Annotated in this window: 15 protein-coding genes and 5 tRNA genes; 9 read left to right on the forward strand and 11 right to left on the reverse strand. The window is 71.5% G+C overall.

Translation table 11 applies throughout. The features are described 5' to 3' along the window. The 4 genes from nuoD to AUC44_RS13445 form a co-directional block, all read right to left on the reverse strand. The gene (nuoD, locus tag AUC44_RS13430) at positions 1–1,170 is read right to left on the reverse strand and encodes an NADH dehydrogenase (quinone) subunit D (protein WP_062159854.1); all 1,170 of its coding nucleotides are present in this window, start codon (positions 1,168–1,170) and stop codon (positions 1–3) included. A 170-nt stretch (positions 1,171–1,340) separates the two neighbouring features. Continuing rightward, positions 1,341–2,048: an NADH-quinone oxidoreductase subunit C gene (locus AUC44_RS13435; protein ID WP_335338669.1), complete on the reverse strand. Its 708-nt coding sequence runs from the start codon at positions 2,046–2,048 to the stop codon at positions 1,341–1,343. Continuing rightward, positions 2,036–2,572 carry a NuoB/complex I 20 kDa subunit family protein gene (locus AUC44_RS13440; RefSeq protein ID WP_046843307.1) on the reverse strand — a complete coding sequence of 179 codons (537 nt, stop codon included), beginning with the start codon at positions 2,570–2,572 and terminating at the stop codon, positions 2,036–2,038. Before AUC44_RS13440 ends, AUC44_RS13435 begins: the two co-directional genes overlap by 13 nt. A 100-nt stretch (positions 2,573–2,672) precedes the next feature. After that, a complete protein-coding gene (locus AUC44_RS13445; RefSeq protein WP_062159186.1) occupies positions 2,673–3,008 on the reverse strand; it encodes an NADH-quinone oxidoreductase subunit A in 336 nt (111 codons plus the stop codon). A gap of 230 nt (positions 3,009–3,238) precedes the next feature. On the opposite strand from AUC44_RS13445, the gene AUC44_RS13450 reads away from it, so the two are divergent. Further along, positions 3,239–3,466, forward strand: coding sequence for a hypothetical protein (locus AUC44_RS13450; protein WP_062159187.1), 228 nt, complete (start codon positions 3,239–3,241; stop codon positions 3,464–3,466). A gap of 36 nt (positions 3,467–3,502) precedes the next feature. Further along, positions 3,503–3,916, forward strand: coding sequence for a DUF4279 domain-containing protein (locus tag AUC44_RS13455; protein WP_062159188.1), 414 nt, complete (start codon positions 3,503–3,505; stop codon positions 3,914–3,916). A 16-nt stretch (positions 3,917–3,932) separates the two neighbouring features. Here the strand turns inward: AUC44_RS13455 and AUC44_RS13460 are convergent, their stop codons facing one another. Beyond that, positions 3,933–5,081, reverse strand: a complete 1,149-nt coding sequence (locus tag AUC44_RS13460) for an ATP-binding protein (RefSeq protein WP_062159189.1) — start codon at positions 5,079–5,081, stop codon at positions 3,933–3,935. A 104-nt stretch (positions 5,082–5,185) separates the two neighbouring features. Between AUC44_RS13460 and AUC44_RS13465 the strand changes: the two genes are divergently transcribed. The 3 genes from AUC44_RS13465 to AUC44_RS13475 all read left to right on the forward strand — a co-directional run bounded on the left by AUC44_RS13465 (position 5,186) and on the right by AUC44_RS13475 (position 8,870). Beyond that, positions 5,186–7,870: a DEAD/DEAH box helicase gene (locus tag AUC44_RS13465; protein ID WP_062159190.1), complete on the forward strand. Its 2,685-nt coding sequence runs from the start codon at positions 5,186–5,188 to the stop codon at positions 7,868–7,870. A gap of 81 nt (positions 7,871–7,951) precedes the next feature. Continuing rightward, positions 7,952–8,025: transfer RNA gene (locus AUC44_RS13470), tRNA-Gln, on the forward strand. Positions 8,026–8,282: 257 nt separating this feature from the next. Further along, positions 8,283–8,870, forward strand: coding sequence for a DUF4384 domain-containing protein (locus AUC44_RS13475; protein WP_062159191.1), 588 nt, complete (start codon positions 8,283–8,285; stop codon positions 8,868–8,870). A gap of 58 nt (positions 8,871–8,928) precedes the next feature. Here the strand turns inward: AUC44_RS13475 and AUC44_RS13480 are convergent, their stop codons facing one another. Next, entirely contained in the window at positions 8,929–9,750 is an 822-nt protein-coding gene (locus AUC44_RS13480; RefSeq protein ID WP_062159192.1) for an SDR family NAD(P)-dependent oxidoreductase, read from the reverse strand. Between the two features lie 64 nt (positions 9,751–9,814). On the opposite strand from AUC44_RS13480, the gene AUC44_RS13485 reads away from it, so the two are divergent. Beyond that, entirely contained in the window at positions 9,815–11,035 is a 1,221-nt protein-coding gene (locus tag AUC44_RS13485; RefSeq protein ID WP_062159193.1) for a S8 family serine peptidase, read from the forward strand. Between the two features lie 57 nt (positions 11,036–11,092). Then, the gene (locus AUC44_RS16865; RefSeq protein ID WP_189062538.1) at positions 11,093–11,263 is read left to right on the forward strand and encodes a hypothetical protein; all 171 of its coding nucleotides are present in this window, start codon (positions 11,093–11,095) and stop codon (positions 11,261–11,263) included. 52 nt (positions 11,264–11,315) lie between these two features. Here the strand turns inward: AUC44_RS16865 and AUC44_RS13490 are convergent. The 5 genes from AUC44_RS13490 to AUC44_RS13510 all read right to left on the reverse strand — a co-directional run bounded on the left by AUC44_RS13490 (position 11,316) and on the right by AUC44_RS13510 (position 13,216). Next, positions 11,316–11,392, reverse strand: a tRNA-Arg gene (locus AUC44_RS13490). A 152-nt stretch (positions 11,393–11,544) separates the two neighbouring features. Continuing rightward, a tRNA-Arg gene (locus AUC44_RS13495) sits at positions 11,545–11,621 on the reverse strand. 39 nt (positions 11,622–11,660) lie between these two features. Beyond that, positions 11,661–11,748 (reverse strand) — tRNA-Ser (locus AUC44_RS13500). Positions 11,749–11,766: 18 nt separating this feature from the next. After that, positions 11,767–11,854 (reverse strand) — tRNA-Ser (locus AUC44_RS13505). An 81-nt stretch (positions 11,855–11,935) separates the two neighbouring features. Further along, positions 11,936–13,216: a nitrilase-related carbon-nitrogen hydrolase gene (locus tag AUC44_RS13510; RefSeq protein WP_062159194.1), complete on the reverse strand. Its 1,281-nt coding sequence runs from the start codon at positions 13,214–13,216 to the stop codon at positions 11,936–11,938. A 107-nt stretch (positions 13,217–13,323) separates the two neighbouring features. Between AUC44_RS13510 and AUC44_RS13515 the strand changes: the two genes are divergently transcribed. Continuing rightward, on the forward strand, positions 13,324–13,956 hold the full coding sequence (locus AUC44_RS13515) for a 5-oxoprolinase subunit B family protein (RefSeq protein WP_062159195.1): 633 nt from the start codon (positions 13,324–13,326) through the stop codon (positions 13,954–13,956). After that, positions 13,953–14,936, forward strand: a complete 984-nt coding sequence (locus AUC44_RS13520; protein ID WP_231724450.1) for a 5-oxoprolinase subunit C family protein — start codon at positions 13,953–13,955, stop codon at positions 14,934–14,936. Before AUC44_RS13515 ends, AUC44_RS13520 begins: the two co-directional genes overlap by 4 nt. Positions 14,937–14,951: the final 15 nt, after the last annotated feature.

Genomic DNA, 14,951 nt, shown 5'->3' on the forward strand with positions numbered 1-14,951 from the left:
TCAGCGGTCCACGTCGCCCAGCACCGGGTCGATGGTGGCGAGGATGGTGATCAGGTCCGCGAACTGCGCGCCGACGCAGGCGTACTCGAGGGCCTGGAGGTTCACGAAGCTGGGCGCGCGGATCTTCACGCGGTAGGGCATGCTGCCGCCGTCGCTGACGATGTAGTACCCGACCTCGCCGCGCGCACTCTCGACCGGGACGTACACCTCGCCGGTGGGGGGGTGGAAGCCCTCGGTGACGAGCTTGAAGTGGTGGATGACCGCTTCCATGCTCGTTTCGAGTTCGTGGCGGGGCGGGAGGCTGATTTTGCGGTTGGGGTCCTTGACCGGGCCGGGTTTGAGGCGCCTGAGGGCCTGCCGGACGATCTTGATGCTCTCGCCGAATTCGAGGAGGCGCATGTTGAAGCGCGCCAGACTGTCGCCGTCGGTACTGGTGATGACGTTGAAGTCGTAGCTCTCGTAGCCGCAGTAGGGGTTGTCCTTGCGGTGGTCGAGGGGCACGCCGCTGGCGCGCAGGTTGGGTCCGGTGAGGCCCAGGTCGATGGCGACCTCGGGCGGGATGACGCCCACCCCCTTGGCGCGGTCGAGGAAGATGGGGTTCTGCGCGAACAGCGTGCTGTACTCGGTGACGCCGCGTTCCATCTGGTCGAGGAACTTCTCGACGCGGGCGGGCCAGCCGTCGGGAATGTCGCGGTACAGGCCGCCCACGCGGAAGTACCCCTGGTTCATGCGGTAGCCGCACACCGCCTCGAACAGGTCCTGGAGGGCTTCCTTCTCGCGGAAGGCGTAGAAGAAGGGCGTCAGGGCGCCCAGGTCGAGCAGACCGGTCCCGACGAACACGAGGTGGCTGTGGATGCGCCCGAGTTCGTGCAGGATGACGCGCACGGTGGTGGCCCGCTCGGGCACGTCCGCTTGCAGGAGCTTCTCGACGCTCAGGACGTACGCGAGTTCATGCCCGAACGAGTGCAGGTAGTCGGTGCGGGGCGCGTAGGTCACGCCCTGCTGGTACGTGCGGTTCTCGAAGGTCTTCTCGAAGCCGGTGTGCAGGTACCCCATGTGCGGGGTGACCTTCACGACGTACTCGCCGTCCATGTCCACCACGAGCCGCAGCACGCCGTGCGTACTGGGGTGCTGCGGGCCCACGTTCAGGCTCATGATCTGCGTGTGCATCTGCCCTTCGGTCTGCCCGTGCAGCCGCTCGGCGCTCGTGGATTCCTGATGGTCGGGCTGCATCCGCTCGGGCGGCAGCGTCCCGCCGGGCGCCTGCGCGCCGTGGGTGGGGGCCGGGCGGCTGGGCTGATCGGTGCCGGGCCGGTTGGGGCCGGGCTTGTCGGTGGTGGTCACTTGGGCCCTCCTTCCGGCATGACGGGCGGCAGGCGGTCGTCGCCCCGGCCGCGCCGGAGTTCGCCCCGGTACCCGGTGAGGCCCGCGTCGCGCCCGGTGAGGCCCGCGCGGAACGCGGCCGGGTCGAGGTGGCGGCCCTCGCGGAACAGGGTGGGGGTCTCGCCCAGCGGGAAGTCCTTGCGCAGCGGGTGGCCCTCCAGGTCGTCGGGCGTGAGGACCTTGCGCAGGTCGGGGTGCCCGGTGAAGGTGACGCCCAGCAGGTCGTAGACCTCGCGTTCCAGGTAGTTCGCGGCGCGCCAGACCGGGTACAGGCTGGGCAGGGTCTCGCCGTCGTCGAGCCACACGCGCAGGAACAGGCGGCGGTGGTCGCGCGGGTGGTAGATGTTGTGCAGCACCGCGAAGCGCTTCGGGCGGGCTTCGGTGTACGTGCTGTAGTCGATGCCGACGGTGTCCATCAGCATGAACCCGTGGTCCTTGAGGGCCTGCGCGGCGCGCAGCAGGTCGCCGGGCGTGACGAGGGCAGTGGGTTCGGCGGCGTGGTCCTCGGTCAGGCCCAGCTCGGCGATCAGGCCGGTGACGTCGCGGCTGGGCGTAGCCGGAGTCACCGGGACCGGGAACGGGACGACCGGCGCGGCACTGGTGCTGGACTGCGCCACGCCCTCGCGGCCCATAGGTTTCGCACCGGCGGGTTTCAGCGGGTCCATGCGTCCACCATCGGCAGCTGCTGCCCCAGCCCGTCGAACGCCTCGCCGCGCACCTTCTTCTGGAGCTGCATCACGGCGTAGATGAGCGCCTCGGGACGCGGGGGGCAGCCGGGCACGAAGATGTCCACCGGCACCACGCTGTCCACGTTCTGCACGATCGCGTAGTTGTTGAACATGCCCCCGCTGCTGGCGCACGCACCCATGCTGATCACCCATTTGGGGTCCGGCATCTGGTCGTACACGCGGCGCATGACCGGCGCCATCTTCTTGCTCAGGCGGCCCGCGACGATCATCACGTCCGCCTGCCGCGGAGACGCGCGGAACACCTCACTCCCGAAGCGCGCCAGGTCGTTGCGGCCGTCGGTGCTGCTCATCATCTCGATCGCGCAGCACGCCAGCCCGAACGTCGCGGGCCACAGGCTGTTACTCCGACCCCACGCGACCAGCTTCTCCAGGCTGGAAAACAGGATCCCCTCGGACTCAAGCTCCTGCCAGTCCTTCTCGAACAGTTCCTTCAACGGCATGGGCGCACCTCCACGGTGTGGCCTGCTGAGCGTCCGGTGGCCCCAGGCTCAGGGGCGGCCCCTCGCCTCTCTTGATTCGCCGACGCAGGAGTAAGCGCTCTTAGGCCCATTCCAACACCTTCTTCTTCAGGATGTAGACGTACCCGACGAGCAGCAGCAGGACGAAGGTGACGGCTTCGAAGAAGGCGAAGGGGATGAGTTTCTGGTAGGCGACGGCCAGGGGGTAGAAGAAGGCGGTTTCGATGTCGAAGATGATGAACAGCATGGCCACGAGGTAGAAGTGCACCGGGAAGCGCTGGCCGGTGCCGACGCCGCCGCGTTCGGGGTCGTTCCCGCTTTCGTAGGCCATGAGTTTGGTGCGGCTGGCCTTCTTGGGGCCGAGGAGGGCGCTGGCAAGGACAGCAATGATGCCGATGCCGAGCGCGACGAGCAGCATGATGACGAAGTTGGCGTATTCGATGGTCGGTCTCCTTTCTGTGGCTACGCCGCTCCTCACTCCACCCTGCTCGTGAAAAACGGCACTAGTTACTGGAAAAAAAGAGAGTTCCTGGAACGAACTGCACTTCACCGGACTGTTGGTACACCCCTGTTTTATCACGGTTCACACGCCACGCAGCCAGATTCAGCCGACCCCATCCCCGCCAGGCCCAGGTATGGTCATCACACATGCCCGTCCCCCATCCCACCGCCGAGCAGGCCGCCCTCGCAGAACTCCGCTCACCGACCTGCGCCACCACCACCCAGTTCTTCGCCGCGCACGTTCTCGAATCCACCGGTGACGAACCGCGCGTCCACGCCGTTCTGGTGGACGGTGACGTGCATCAGGTGCACTTCAGGCCGCAGGACGAGGACTACTTCCTCGTGGTCATGGTGCGCGCGACGCCGGACGGCTGAAAGGTCCTGGGCGCGCGAGCTTCAGCGCGCGCACGGGTGGCGCTGTCCATCTTCAGCGAGACGCTCAGCGCCGACGACATCACCCGCGCCACCGGCCTGGACCCCACGGACGCCTGGAGTGTCGGGGACGAATGGACACGCCCCGGACGCAAGCCATCCCGCCGGACCTTCACCCGCTGGACCCTCTGCCCCGAAGGTGACCGACCCGGCGAGTTCGAGGACAAACTGACCCGGCTGCTGGACCTGACGCAGGAGGCCGCGCCGCGCATCCGCGCGCTGGCCGACACGGACTCCTGCGACGTCAGCGTGACGGTCGGGTACCGCGGCTACGCGGAACAGATGTGGGGCGTGCCGATCGTGCGGAAAGACCTCAGCCGACTGGCGGCGCTCGGCGCGGGGCTGGACATCGACCTGTACGCCGGCGGTCCAGCCCTGGCCGAGGTGCCCTGAGGGGCCGCCTCCCCGATTACACCAGTTCGACGAAGTCGTCGTCCTCGGCGTCCTGCGCCAGGGGCAGCGTGAAGGAGAAGGTCGCGCCCTTCCCGCGTTCCGAGTCCACCCAGATCGTTCCGCCGTGCTCCTCGACCGCCAGCTTGCAGAACGCCAGGCCCATGCCGGTGTCGAAGCGGCCGTGCAGGGTGAGGCGGGACTGCTCGAACGCCGCGAACAGGTTCGGGATGTCCTCGGCGGGGATGCCTTCGCCATCGTCGCGGACGGTGACCAGCACGGCGTCCGGGGTGCCCTTGACGGCCACGACGATCATGCCGCCGGTGGTGGTGTGCTTCAGGGCGTTGCTGATCAGGTTCGCCAGGACCCGGCGCAGGATTTCCGGGTCGACGCTGGCGGGGCTCAGGTCGGGTTCGACCTCCACCCGCACGTGCCGGTCGCGCAGGCCGCTGCCGACGTCCCCGCGCGCGAGGTCCACGACCTCGCGGAACATGGGGGTGAACATCAGTTCGCGCCGCAGGTTCATCTTGCCTGCCTGGATCTTGCGCACGTCGAGCATGTTCACGGTGAGGTGCAGCAGGTGCTGCGTCTCGTCACGGGCGACCTTGAGCAGTTCGCGGTTGTCCTCGGGCACGCGGGGGTCGTCCTGCACGATCTCCAGCAGGCCCATGACGGCCGCGATGGGGTTTTTCAGGTCGTGCACGAGCATGTGCACGAGCTGGTCGCGGACGCGCTCCTCGTGTTCCCAGGTGTCCATGCGGCGTTGCAGCGTGGCGACGCGGCCCAGCGTGTCGCGGAACTGCTGCGCGCGGCCCAGCAGCGCCCGGACCTGCAAAGCCAGCGCCTCGGGGGGCGTGGCGTCGCTGATCAGGGCGTCCACGCCCGCGCCGAGCATCTCGCCCAGGCCCTGCGAGCCGACCGCCAGCCAGTGGGTGCCGCCCAGTTCGGCGCGCTGGCGCAGCATGGGCAGCACCTGATGCAGCGGCACGCCGGGCGTGTCGGTGTACAGCAGGGCCACGTCGGGGATGGTGACGTGCGACTCGCGCATCAGGAATTCGGCGCTGGGCGCGTGGACGACGTTCACGCGCGGCAACAGGGGAGCCAGCGCCTGCGCGCGGGCCTCCTGGGACGTCACGACAAACACGGTGGGCGGGTCGGGGGTCGTCATGAACTGCCGTTCAGTCTACCCTGCGGGGGCAGCGCGGCGTGACCGGATGGACACCGTGACGCGTTGCCCTCTTGTCCGTGCCCGCGCGGCTCTAGACTGGGCGGATGCTGCCCGCCCGCTCGCCCTTCGCCCGCCTGGAGGGGTTCCTGCGGGACACCCTGGGAAGCGGGGCGACGCGCCTGCACGAGGAGTGGCCGCAGGACGCGCGGACGGTGGCGGCCGCGGGGCTGGGCTGGAGTGACGCGGTCACGCGGGGCTTCGGCTTCCCGGAGGTATTCGCGCATCAGGCGCGCACATATGAATTGATGCGGGACGGCAAGCATGTGATCATCACCACGCCTACCGCGAGCGGCAAGACCGGCGCGTTCTTCCCCGGCGTGTTCGACCGGCTGGAGCGGGACCCGCGCGCGACGGCGCTGTTCGTGTACCCGCTCGTGGCGCTGGGGCAGGATCAGCGGGACAAGCTGCTGGCCTTCCGCGAGCGCGGCGGCTTCCCGTGGGAGGTGGCGGCCTTCCAGGGCAGCGCGCAGGGCTCGGCGGTGTTCCGGCCCGGGGTGCGGATGGTGACGGCCACGCCGGACAAGCTGCACTGGTCGCTGACGCAGCCCGGCGTGCGCGAGTTCCTGCGCCACCTGTCGTTTCTGGTGCTGGACGAGGCGCACACCTACCGGGGCGGCTTCGGGAGCGAGGTGGCGGGCATGCTGCGCCGCCTGCTGGCCCTGGCGCGGGCGCTGGGCGCGAACCCGCAGGTGATCCTGAGCACCGCGACCATCGGGAACCCGGCGGAGTTCGCGCGGGAACTGACCGGGGTGGACGCCGTGGAGGTCAGCGAGTCCGGCGCGGCCCGGCACGGCAAGCGCTTCGTGCTGGCGGACCACAGAGGCCAGCCGAGGCGCTTCTGGAACGCGGTGATGGACGCCAGCGCGCGCTACGACCTGAAGGTGCTGGCGTTCTTCCGGGGCCGCTCGCGGGCGGCGCGGCTGTACTCCACGTACCGCGCTCAGCCGCAGTACGCGCGGCGGGCGCACCTGTACATGGCGGGCACGAGTGACCGCGAGGGCCGCCTGTCGGAATTCCGCCGGGCCCGGAGTGGGGTGATGTTCGCCACGAACGCCCTGGAGGCCGGGGTGGACATCGGGGATCTGGAGGTCGTGATCATCGACGGATACCCCGGGAGCCGCATGGCGTTCCGGCAGATGGCGGGCCGCGCGGGGCGGATCGCGCCGGGGCTGGTGCTGTACCTCCCGGCGCTGAACGAGCAGGGCGTCCCGCAACCGGCGGACGCGTTCTACAGCAACGCGGGCAACTTCCTGGACCTGCTCACCGGCCCGATCGAGAAGGCGGTCGTGGAGGCGCACAACCCGTACCTGTCTCCCCGGCACGCGGCGCGTGCGAACGACGAGTTCACGGCTGCCGGGCTGCCCGCCCCGCACGAGGCGCAGCCCAGCCCGCGCTACTGGAACCTGCGCGGCGAGGGCAGCCTGAAGTTCGCGGTGGTCGAGGCCGCCGAGTGGGAACGGCACGGCGTGCGCGCGCTGGACGCCCCGCTGGAGAGCCCCAGCCAGCACTACGCTCTGACCGAGAAGCACGAGGGCGCGGTGTTCACGCTGGACGGGCAGGGGTACAAGGTGCTGCGCTGGGAGGAACACCCGGCCGGGACCGCGATCCTGGTCGAGAAGCACGACGCGGCGAACCTCTTCACGCGCGGCCTGTACGCCATCGAGGTCACCCCGGCCCGCATGGGCGAGTGGGAACGGCGCGGCCCGCTGGCCTTCCGGCACGGCGAGGTCGTCATCCGGCGGCGCTACACCGGCTACCAGATGCTGCGGCAGGTGTTCGAGCGGGTGTGCGTGGGCTGCGACCGCGAACCCGGCGAGACCGAGCGCAGCTGCGCCCGCTGCGGGGGCCGCATCCAGGACCGCATGCAGGACCACAAGCTCTCCGAGCACCTGTACGAGCAGCCCACCGAACTGCCGCCCTTCCGCACGAGCGCGCTGGAGATCGGCGTGGACCCGCGCGCCACCGAGCGGCCCACCGCCGTGGCGCACACCCTCAAGCACCTGCTCCAGAAGGTCACGCCCGAGCGGGTGGCGTGCGACGAGAACGACCTGGCGGGCGCGTTCCGCGAGGGGCGCGACACGTACTTCTTCCTGTACGACGACTGGCTGGGCGGCCTGGGCGTGGCCCGCCGGGCGTTCGAGCACATGGACGACCTGCTCCAGCGGGCACTGGACCTGACGAGCAAGGCGTGCTGCCAGCAGGCGCAGGGCTGCTTCGAGTGCATCGCGGTCAGCCGCTGCTTCTCACCCACGCTGCCCAGCGGCGAGCGGCGACCCACCGACAAGCTCGCCACGCGCGCGTTCCTCCAGAGCCTCCCGGGCCTGACCGTCCGCCCCGCGGAAGGCCCGGTGCCCGACGCGGAAGATCTCCCGCCCACCTTGCCGGACAGTGCGCCGCTGCCGGACGTGCCGGCGCTGCCGCCCAGCTGGCCCACGCAGGCGCGCGAACTGCTCGACCTGCACGGCCTGTCCCTGCCGGAGGTCAGCGCCCGCCTGGGCATTCCAAGCCGCGAGCTGCAACGCGCCGTGAGCACCACCCAGCCGCTGCGGCTGCGGCACCCGAAGTTCGGGGAGGGCGTGTTCATGCAGGGCTTCCACCAGGGCGAGCGCCGTGAGGTCCTGCTGTACTTCCCCGGCGTGGGCCAGAAACGGCTACTGCTGAAGTTCGCGGGCCTGACCGTCATCGAGGCGGCGCCCACACCCGTGTCGGCCCTGAACCCGGTCTCCTGACCCGCCCCGGCGTCTTGACCTGCGGTGCCGGGCGCCCCTATACTCGTACCCGCCTGAAACAGACGTTCAGGACGGCAGTACAGGGATATGGTGTAATGGCAGCACAACAGATTTTGGATCTGTTTGTCTAGGTTCGAATCCTAGTATCCCTGCCAGACCCAGCGGCCCCCGGAGCGATCCGGCGGGCCGCTTCTGCTGTGCCCCCCGGCCGCCCCGCTGCCGGGCACTTTTCTGACCGGCCGATCATGAGCCACGTCACGTTCCGGCTCATGTTGCGTCAGCCTGCCTTCACCGCCCGTCAGGTGACCTTCCTTACCATTCAGGGCAGGACAACACCCCCGGCCTCCACACACTCCCGCACGGCGAGAATCACCGCGCGGCGGAAGGCCCGGCCCGTCCCCTGGAGCCCCCCATGAAGAAGCCCGCCCTGCTGCTCGCCCTGACCGCTTCCATCCTCGGCGCCGCCACCCCCGCCCTCGCCGCGCCCAAACTGAGCGCGCAGAGCATCATCGTCAATCCCGTGCCCACCAGCCTCAGCGCCCGCGTCTGGGTGGACCGCGACCCGGGTGGCGACCGCACCCCCTTCTACCGCGTCGGCGACCGCATCAGCATCAGCACGACCGTGAACGAGGACGCCTACGTGTACCTCTTCAACATCAACCCCGACGGCACCACCGACCAGATCCTCCCCAACCGCCTGAGCGGCAGCGCCTTCGTCCGCGCCGGGCAGACCCGCACCTTCCCCGCCCAGGGCGACAACTTCGTGTTCAACATCAGCGGCCCGCGCGGCATCAACAAGGTGCTGGTCATCGCCAGCCGCACCCCGCTGAACCTTGACCAGCTCAGCCAGTACCAGCAGGGCGAGACCTTCGCCACCGTGCAGCCCAAGACCCAGGCGGGCCTCGCGCAGGCGCTGAGCATCGTCGTGAACCCCGTCGAGCAGCCGGTCCCGCAGCAGAACTGGACGAGCGACACCGTCCGCTACAGCGTCGGCCGCTAAGCCAGACAGCACCCAGCAGCGCGCCCCCCGATTCACACGGGGGGCGCGTGTCTGGCTCTCAGCGCTTCGTACCAGCACCCTTCGGGTCAGCGTCGCCGCTGTGGTCGTAGCGCCGCCAGATCAGGCGCTGCACGACCGCGTCGCCCAGCGCGGGAATCAGGCCGTCGAGCCACACGAGCGGCTGGTACAGGCGCGGCACGATGGTCTCGGCCTTCGGGCGCAGCAGCACGCGCGCCACGGCCCGGGCGACCACCTCGGGGCCCGGCATGGGGAGGCGGGCGCTGGCAGTCATCTCGCTCCTGACGAAGCCCGGCGCGACCAGGCTGACGTGCACGCCGGTGCCGAGCAGTTCGCGCCGCAGCGCGAGGCTGAAGCCCCGGATGCCGAACTTGCTGGCGGAGTACATGCCGTTCGTGGCGGCCCGCCCGGCGACCGAGCCGATGTTCACGATGTGACCGCTGCCGCGCGCCTGGAGTTCGGGCAGCACCAGCCGCGTAAGTTCGATGGGCGCCTCCAGGTTCACGCGCAGCACGCGCAGGGGATCGGGGTCGTTCCACCACCAGCCCTTCTCGACGGTCACGCCGGCGTTGTTGATCAGGGTATCGATCCGCCCGAAGTGCGCGTGGGCCGCCGCGATCAGTGCGCGGCGTGAGGTGTCGTCGGTGACGTCGGTGGGGACGGCCAGCACCCGCGCGCCGCTGGGGTCGAGCTGCCGCGCCAGGGCGTGGAGTTCGTCGGCGCGGCGCGCGGCGATGACCAGCGCGTAGCCCAGGCTGGCGAGTTCCGTCGCGGTGGCCCGCCCGATCCCGCTGGACGCCCCGGTCAGGAGCACGACAGGCCGCGCGGTGGGGTGGCGGGGGGCAGGGGCAGGCTGGGTCATAGGGGTGATGGTATCCCCAAGGAGCGCTCAGGTGCGCGTCAGCCGCGCGCCGGACACTGGGGGGATGATCCGCCGCCACCTGCCTCACGCGCTGCTGGGGGGCCTGCTGCTGGGCTCTGCCCTGGCCGCCACGTCCATTCCCGGCCGGCCGCCCGCGCCCACCGTGCCGGTCCCCGTGGCCCCGGCGCCGCTGGAGGAGATCCCGCCCCTCTCGCCCAGCACTCCGGCCCCCGGCACCACTCCCAGCACGGTGGCGCCCGCACCGCGCCCGGTCACACCCACGACCCCCGCAGCGCAGCCGGTGACGCCGGGCGATCCGCTGTTCGCCGCTCAGTGGAACCTCGCGCTGATCCGCATGCCGCAGGCCTGGGCGCTGGAACGCAGCGCGCCCGTGACCGTGGCCGTGCTGGACACCGGGTACGTGCGCAGCGCGGAGCTGGGCGCGCGGGCCGTGAACGGCTACGACTTCGTCAGTGACCCCCGGCGCGCCGGGGACGGCAGCGGACGTGACGCGGACGCCAGCGCCGTCGGCACGTTCGCGTACCACGGCGAGGTGATCGCCAACCTGATCGGCGCGGCCCACGACGGACGCGGCATGGCCGGCATCAACCCGGCGGCGAGGATCGTGCACGTGCGCGTGGCCGACACCGAGGGCACCATCACCGTGCCGGACCTCGTGGACGGCCTGAAGTGGGCGGCGGGCATCCCCGTGGCGGGCGCGCCCGTGAACCCGAACCCGGCGAAACTCCTGAACCTCAGTCTGTTCGCGGACTTCATCCCGCTGACGGGCTGCGACGCGCGCGTGCAGGCCGCCGTGGACGCCGTCACCGCCCGGGGCGCGCTGGTCATCGCGGGGGCTGCCAATGACGGCCAGGACGCGAGCGGGTACTCGCCCGCCGGGTGCCGGAACGTGCTGACCGTCACCAGCGTCACCGAGGCCGGTCAGCGGCCCGCGTACGCCAACTGGGGCCGCAGCGTCGCGCTGGCTGCGCCGGGGGGCGACCCTGCGCGCGGCATTCCCAGCCTCAGCGTGAGCGGGCCCGGCGGGCAGCGCAGCCCGAACGGCACCAGCTTCGCCGCGCCGCACGCGACCGGGGTGGCCAGCCTGCTGCTGGGCGTCCGGCCGGCACTCAGTCCCGCCCTGCTGCGCGCGTACCTGACCGGCAGCGCCACGCCCTTCCCCGGTGGGCGCTGCGATCCGCAGCCAGCCCAGACCTGCGGCGCGGGCACCCTGAACGCCGAAGGAGCCCTGAAGCGCGCGCTGGCCTCCAGCCTCGGGAAGTGAGGCGGGACCACCGGCCCCCTGCCCAGCACGTACCCTGTGGAGCATGAGGTTCCCGCAATGAACGCGCCCGCCTGGCGTATCTGGCTCGTCGTGGCCCTGATGTGCGGCTGGGGCATCCTCGCCATCCGTTTCGCCACCAAGCAGGAGTGGCCCATGGCCCTGCTGTGCGTCGTCCTGCTCGTCAGCAACGGCGTCACCCTGTACCGCCTGACGAAAAACGGCAAGTAGGCCGCACCGGCGAAAGCAAGAAACCCCCGCCGTAAGCGGGGGTTTTTCTCTGTGGTGTGCCCGAAGGGATTCGAACCCCTGGCCTTCTGATCCGTAGTCAGACGCTCTATCCAGCTGAGCTACGGGCACGTCCTGTATGGTGCGGTGCGGAGCTCGTTGCTCAGCCGAAAGAGATTACAGGACCCGGGCGGAAATTGCAAGTGCCCGTGAATGGGCCTGGGGAGGCGCCCCGCACAGGGGGTCAAAACAGCGAACCCCCGCGCGGGGCGGGGGCTCTTGTCTGGTGTGCCCGAAGGGATTCGAACCCCTGGCCTTCTGATCCGTAGTCAGACGCTCTATCCAGCTGAGCTACGGGCACGTCCGTGATGCTGTATTCAACGTGTGGCGCGTTGAATGGTGGCGAAGAGGGAGGGATTCGAACCCTCGATACCTTGCGGTATACACCCTTAGCAGGGGTGCGGTTTCAGCCACTCACCCACCTCTCCAGTCCGGTTGTCATGTTTTGGCGAGGGGTGAGGGATTCGAACCCCCGGTAGGTTGCCCTACTACGGTTTTCAAGACCGTTGCCTTCAACCACTCGGCCAACCCCCCCTGCGTGGCGGGGCGCGCCCTGTGCTGAACTCAGGCGCGAGGGGAAGTATAAGAGGGGGGGCGCGTCCTGTCAAATGCCGGTCAGGGGCGGCGGCGCAGCAGCGCCAGTGCCAGGAGGGGCAGCGCCAGCAGGGGCAGCGCGGGCAGCGCCGCGCGCCACGTCCCGGGGCGGGGCGCGTGGGCCTCGCCGCGGAGCAGGGCGTCCAGGGCGTCCTCGTGCGGGGTGCGGGGGGGCGCGGGGCGGGCAGCGGGTGGGAGGGTCAGGTCGGCGTGCAGGGTGTCCTCGCGGTACTCGTTTTCCAGCGGGTGCCCGCTGTGCGCGGCGCGGTCCAGTCCGGCCTGCCGCAGTTCGTCCGGGGTGCCCTCCGTGACCCAGGGGGCCAGGGCCAGGAAGCCGGGGCGCGGGTCGGTCAGGACGTAGCTGCGCAGGCTGGGGGCCTGCTCGGCGGGGCCGGTGATGGCGCTCTGGCCGTCGAAGGTGAGGTCGAGGAGGTTCCCGACGACCATGGGATTCACGGCGTAGGGAATCTGGCGCTGCGCGGTGACCTGCCAGCTGCTTTCCAGCCACGCGACGGGCTGGTCGCGCACCCGGGCGGGATCGGGCGGGAGGCCCTCCTGACTGGTCCAGGGAGCGCCGTTCGCGTCGGGTTGCAGCAGGACGGTGCAGCCCTGCGCGGCCAGCGACCCGATGACGTCCGCGCGGAACGCGTCGAGGCTGATGGCGACGCCCAGGTCCCCGGCGGGCGTGGGAAACACCCGCAGGTCGCTCAGGTCGCCGGGCGTCAGGTCGACGCCGCCGGCCTCCTCGTCGGGCGTGAGGTGCACCTTGTCGGTCACGCCGATCAGGTCGCCGTGCGGGTCGAGCAGGACGGTCTGGTTCGTCAGGACGCCGGGCGCGCGGCGCAGGACCTCGCCGTGGCGCGTATAGCGGGGCATCGGGGCGCTGCCGCAGCACAGGTACACGCCGTACTCGCGGGCCAGCTCGCGGCAGGTCCGCAGGTACAGTTCGGTGTTCGTGTCGATGTCCGCGAGTTGCAGGGCGCGGATGGGCGACACCCGCTCGCGCAGCAGGACCGGCAGGGCGCGCGGCAGCCGCGCGAGGAACAGCGCCAGCGCCACCCGCTCGAAGGTGCGCAGGCGCAGCGCCCAGCCGCCGCCGCGCAGCACGAGCGGCAGGCCGTTCAGTTCGGTCAGCACGACGAGGTTCACGCCGCCCTCCTGGAGGTGCGGGCGGGCCATGTCCAGCTGGGCGCGCATCCAGCGGCGGAACGCGTCGGGCGTCGTGAAGTCGCGCGCACTCCAGTGGGGTTGCACGGCGACCGCGCGGACGTGCCTCGGGGCCTGCGGGGTGGGGGCAGTCATGCCCCGCAGGGTAGCGGGTGCGGCGGGGAACCCGGGCCGCGAATGCGTGAGGAGGGGTGGCTGCACAGCAGCCAGGCGCGGTCCCGCGCGGGTCCGTATGCTGGGGTATGCCTGCACCCTCCGGCCCGCAGCTGCCGATCTTCGAGTGGCTGGGCGACGCGGCCCTGACCGTGCGCACGCCGCTGGCCCGCGAACTGTACGCCAGCCTGCGCGCGCAGCCGCTGCGTGGCGTGCAGGAGGCGGTGCCCGCCCTGGACCTGCTGACGCTGCTGCTCGACCGCTCCACCGACGGCGAGGCCGTCCCGGAGGCCGTGAGGGCGCGGCTGGCGACCCTGCACCCCGCGCCGGGCGGCACCGGGCGGACGCTGGTGGTGCCCGTGACCTTCGGCGGCCCGGACCTCGACTGGTGCGCGGCGCACGCGGGCCTGAGCAGGGCCGGATTCGTGGGGGCGCTGTGCGCGGCCCCGCTGGAGGTGGCGTTCCTGGGCTTCACGCCGGGCTTCGCGTTCCTGACCGGCCTGCCGAGCGAATTGCAGATGCCGCGCCTGGACACCCCGCGCGAGCGGGTCCCGGCGGGCAGCGTGGCGCTGGGCGGCCCCTGGGCGGGCGTGTACCCGCGTGAGACGCCGGGCGGGTGGCGGCTGGTGGGGCGCACGGCCCTGAACTTCTTCGACCTGTCCCGCGCGGCCCCGGTGCCGTGGCAGCCCGGCGACCGGGTACGCTTCGAGGTCCGCGCGTGACCGCCCCCCTGCCCCGGGGGTCCCGGCCGGTGCCCGGTGGGCCGCTCGCCACCGGCGCGACCGTCCTGCGCGCGGGCGTGCAGAGCACCGTGCAGGACGCCGGGCGGCGCGCGCGGGCGCTGGGCGTCCCGGCGGGCGGCGCGGCGGACCCGGTCGCGCGGCGGCTGGCGAACGCCCTGGTGGGCAACGCGGCGGACGCGGCGGGCCTGGAGGTCACGCTGGGCGGTCCCACGGTCCTCTTTCACGAGGCGGCGCTGGTCAGCCTGTGCGGCGCGCCGTTCGACGCGACGCTCGACGGCGTTTCCTTCCCGCTGTGGCGGGCCGTGCCCGTGCAGGCCGGGCAGACCCTGACGGTCGGCGGAACGGCGCGTGGCCTGCGGGCGTTCCTGGCGGTGCGCGGCGGCCTGCACGGGCACGAGGTCTTCGGCAGCCGCGCCACCGATCTGCGCGCCGGCTTCGGCGGGCTGGAGGGGCGGGCGCTGCGGCCCGGGGATCACCTGACGTGGGCTCCCCTGCCCGCCCGGGCGGCGCGGCGGGCGTTCATCGCCCCGGACCTTCACACGCCCACCGGACCACACCACGAGCTGCGGATGCTCGGCACCGGCGACCTGACGGACGACCTACGCGCCGCCCTGCTGGACCGGCCCTTCACGGTCAGTCCGCAGGCGGACCGCATGGGCGCGCGCCTGAGCGAATCGGTCGCGGCCCCGCGCGACCCGGCGCGGCCCAGCCTGCCGAACGTGCCGGGCCTGCTCCAGCTGCCGCCGGACGGCCGCCCGATCCTGCTGCTGCCCGACGCGGGCACGCACGGCGGCTACCCCACGCCGCTGGTCGTGATCCGCGCCGACCTGCCCCGCCTGGGCCAGCTGCGGCCCGGCGACACCCTCACCCTGCGCGAGGTGAGCCGCCAGGACGCCCGCGCCGCGCACCTCGCGCAGGAGCGGGCGCTGCGGCCGGCGGAATGGAGTCTCGCGCTGTGAGCCGGGAGCGGGGCT

This window comes from Deinococcus actinosclerus (assembly GCF_001507665.1).
Taxonomy (GTDB): Bacteria; Deinococcota; Deinococci; order Deinococcales; family Deinococcaceae; genus Deinococcus; species Deinococcus actinosclerus.

What these genes read in the sequence shown, in the direction of transcription:
- nuoD (WP_062159854.1), bottom strand. Translation starts at nt 1,170, where the DNA reads ATGCACACGCAGATCATGAGCCTGAACGTGGGCCCGCAGCACCCCAGT.
- AUC44_RS13435 (WP_335338669.1), bottom strand. Translation starts at nt 2,048, where the DNA reads ATGGACCCGCTGAAACCCGCCGGTGCGAAACCTATGGGCCGCGAGGGC.
- AUC44_RS13440 (WP_046843307.1), bottom strand. Translation starts at nt 2,572, where the DNA reads ATGCCGTTGAAGGAACTGTTCGAGAAGGACTGGCAGGAGCTTGAGTCC.
- AUC44_RS13445 (WP_062159186.1), bottom strand. Translation starts at nt 3,008, where the DNA reads ATGCTGCTCGTCGCGCTCGGCATCGGCATCATTGCTGTCCTTGCCAGC.
- AUC44_RS13450 (WP_062159187.1), top strand. Translation starts at nt 3,239, where the DNA reads ATGCCCGTCCCCCATCCCACCGCCGAGCAGGCCGCCCTCGCAGAACTC.
- AUC44_RS13460 (WP_062159189.1), bottom strand. Translation starts at nt 5,081, where the DNA reads ATGACGACCCCCGACCCGCCCACCGTGTTTGTCGTGACGTCCCAGGAG.
- AUC44_RS13465 (WP_062159190.1), top strand. Translation starts at nt 5,186, where the DNA reads ATGCTGCCCGCCCGCTCGCCCTTCGCCCGCCTGGAGGGGTTCCTGCGG.
- AUC44_RS13475 (WP_062159191.1), top strand. Translation starts at nt 8,283, where the DNA reads ATGAAGAAGCCCGCCCTGCTGCTCGCCCTGACCGCTTCCATCCTCGGC.
- AUC44_RS13480 (WP_062159192.1), bottom strand. Translation starts at nt 9,750, where the DNA reads ATGACCCAGCCTGCCCCTGCCCCCCGCCACCCCACCGCGCGGCCTGTC.
- AUC44_RS13485 (WP_062159193.1), top strand. Translation starts at nt 9,815, where the DNA reads ATGATCCGCCGCCACCTGCCTCACGCGCTGCTGGGGGGCCTGCTGCTG.
- AUC44_RS16865 (WP_189062538.1), top strand. Translation starts at nt 11,093, where the DNA reads ATGAACGCGCCCGCCTGGCGTATCTGGCTCGTCGTGGCCCTGATGTGC.
- AUC44_RS13510 (WP_062159194.1), bottom strand. Translation starts at nt 13,216, where the DNA reads ATGACTGCCCCCACCCCGCAGGCCCCGAGGCACGTCCGCGCGGTCGCC.
- AUC44_RS13515 (WP_062159195.1), top strand. Translation starts at nt 13,324, where the DNA reads ATGCCTGCACCCTCCGGCCCGCAGCTGCCGATCTTCGAGTGGCTGGGC.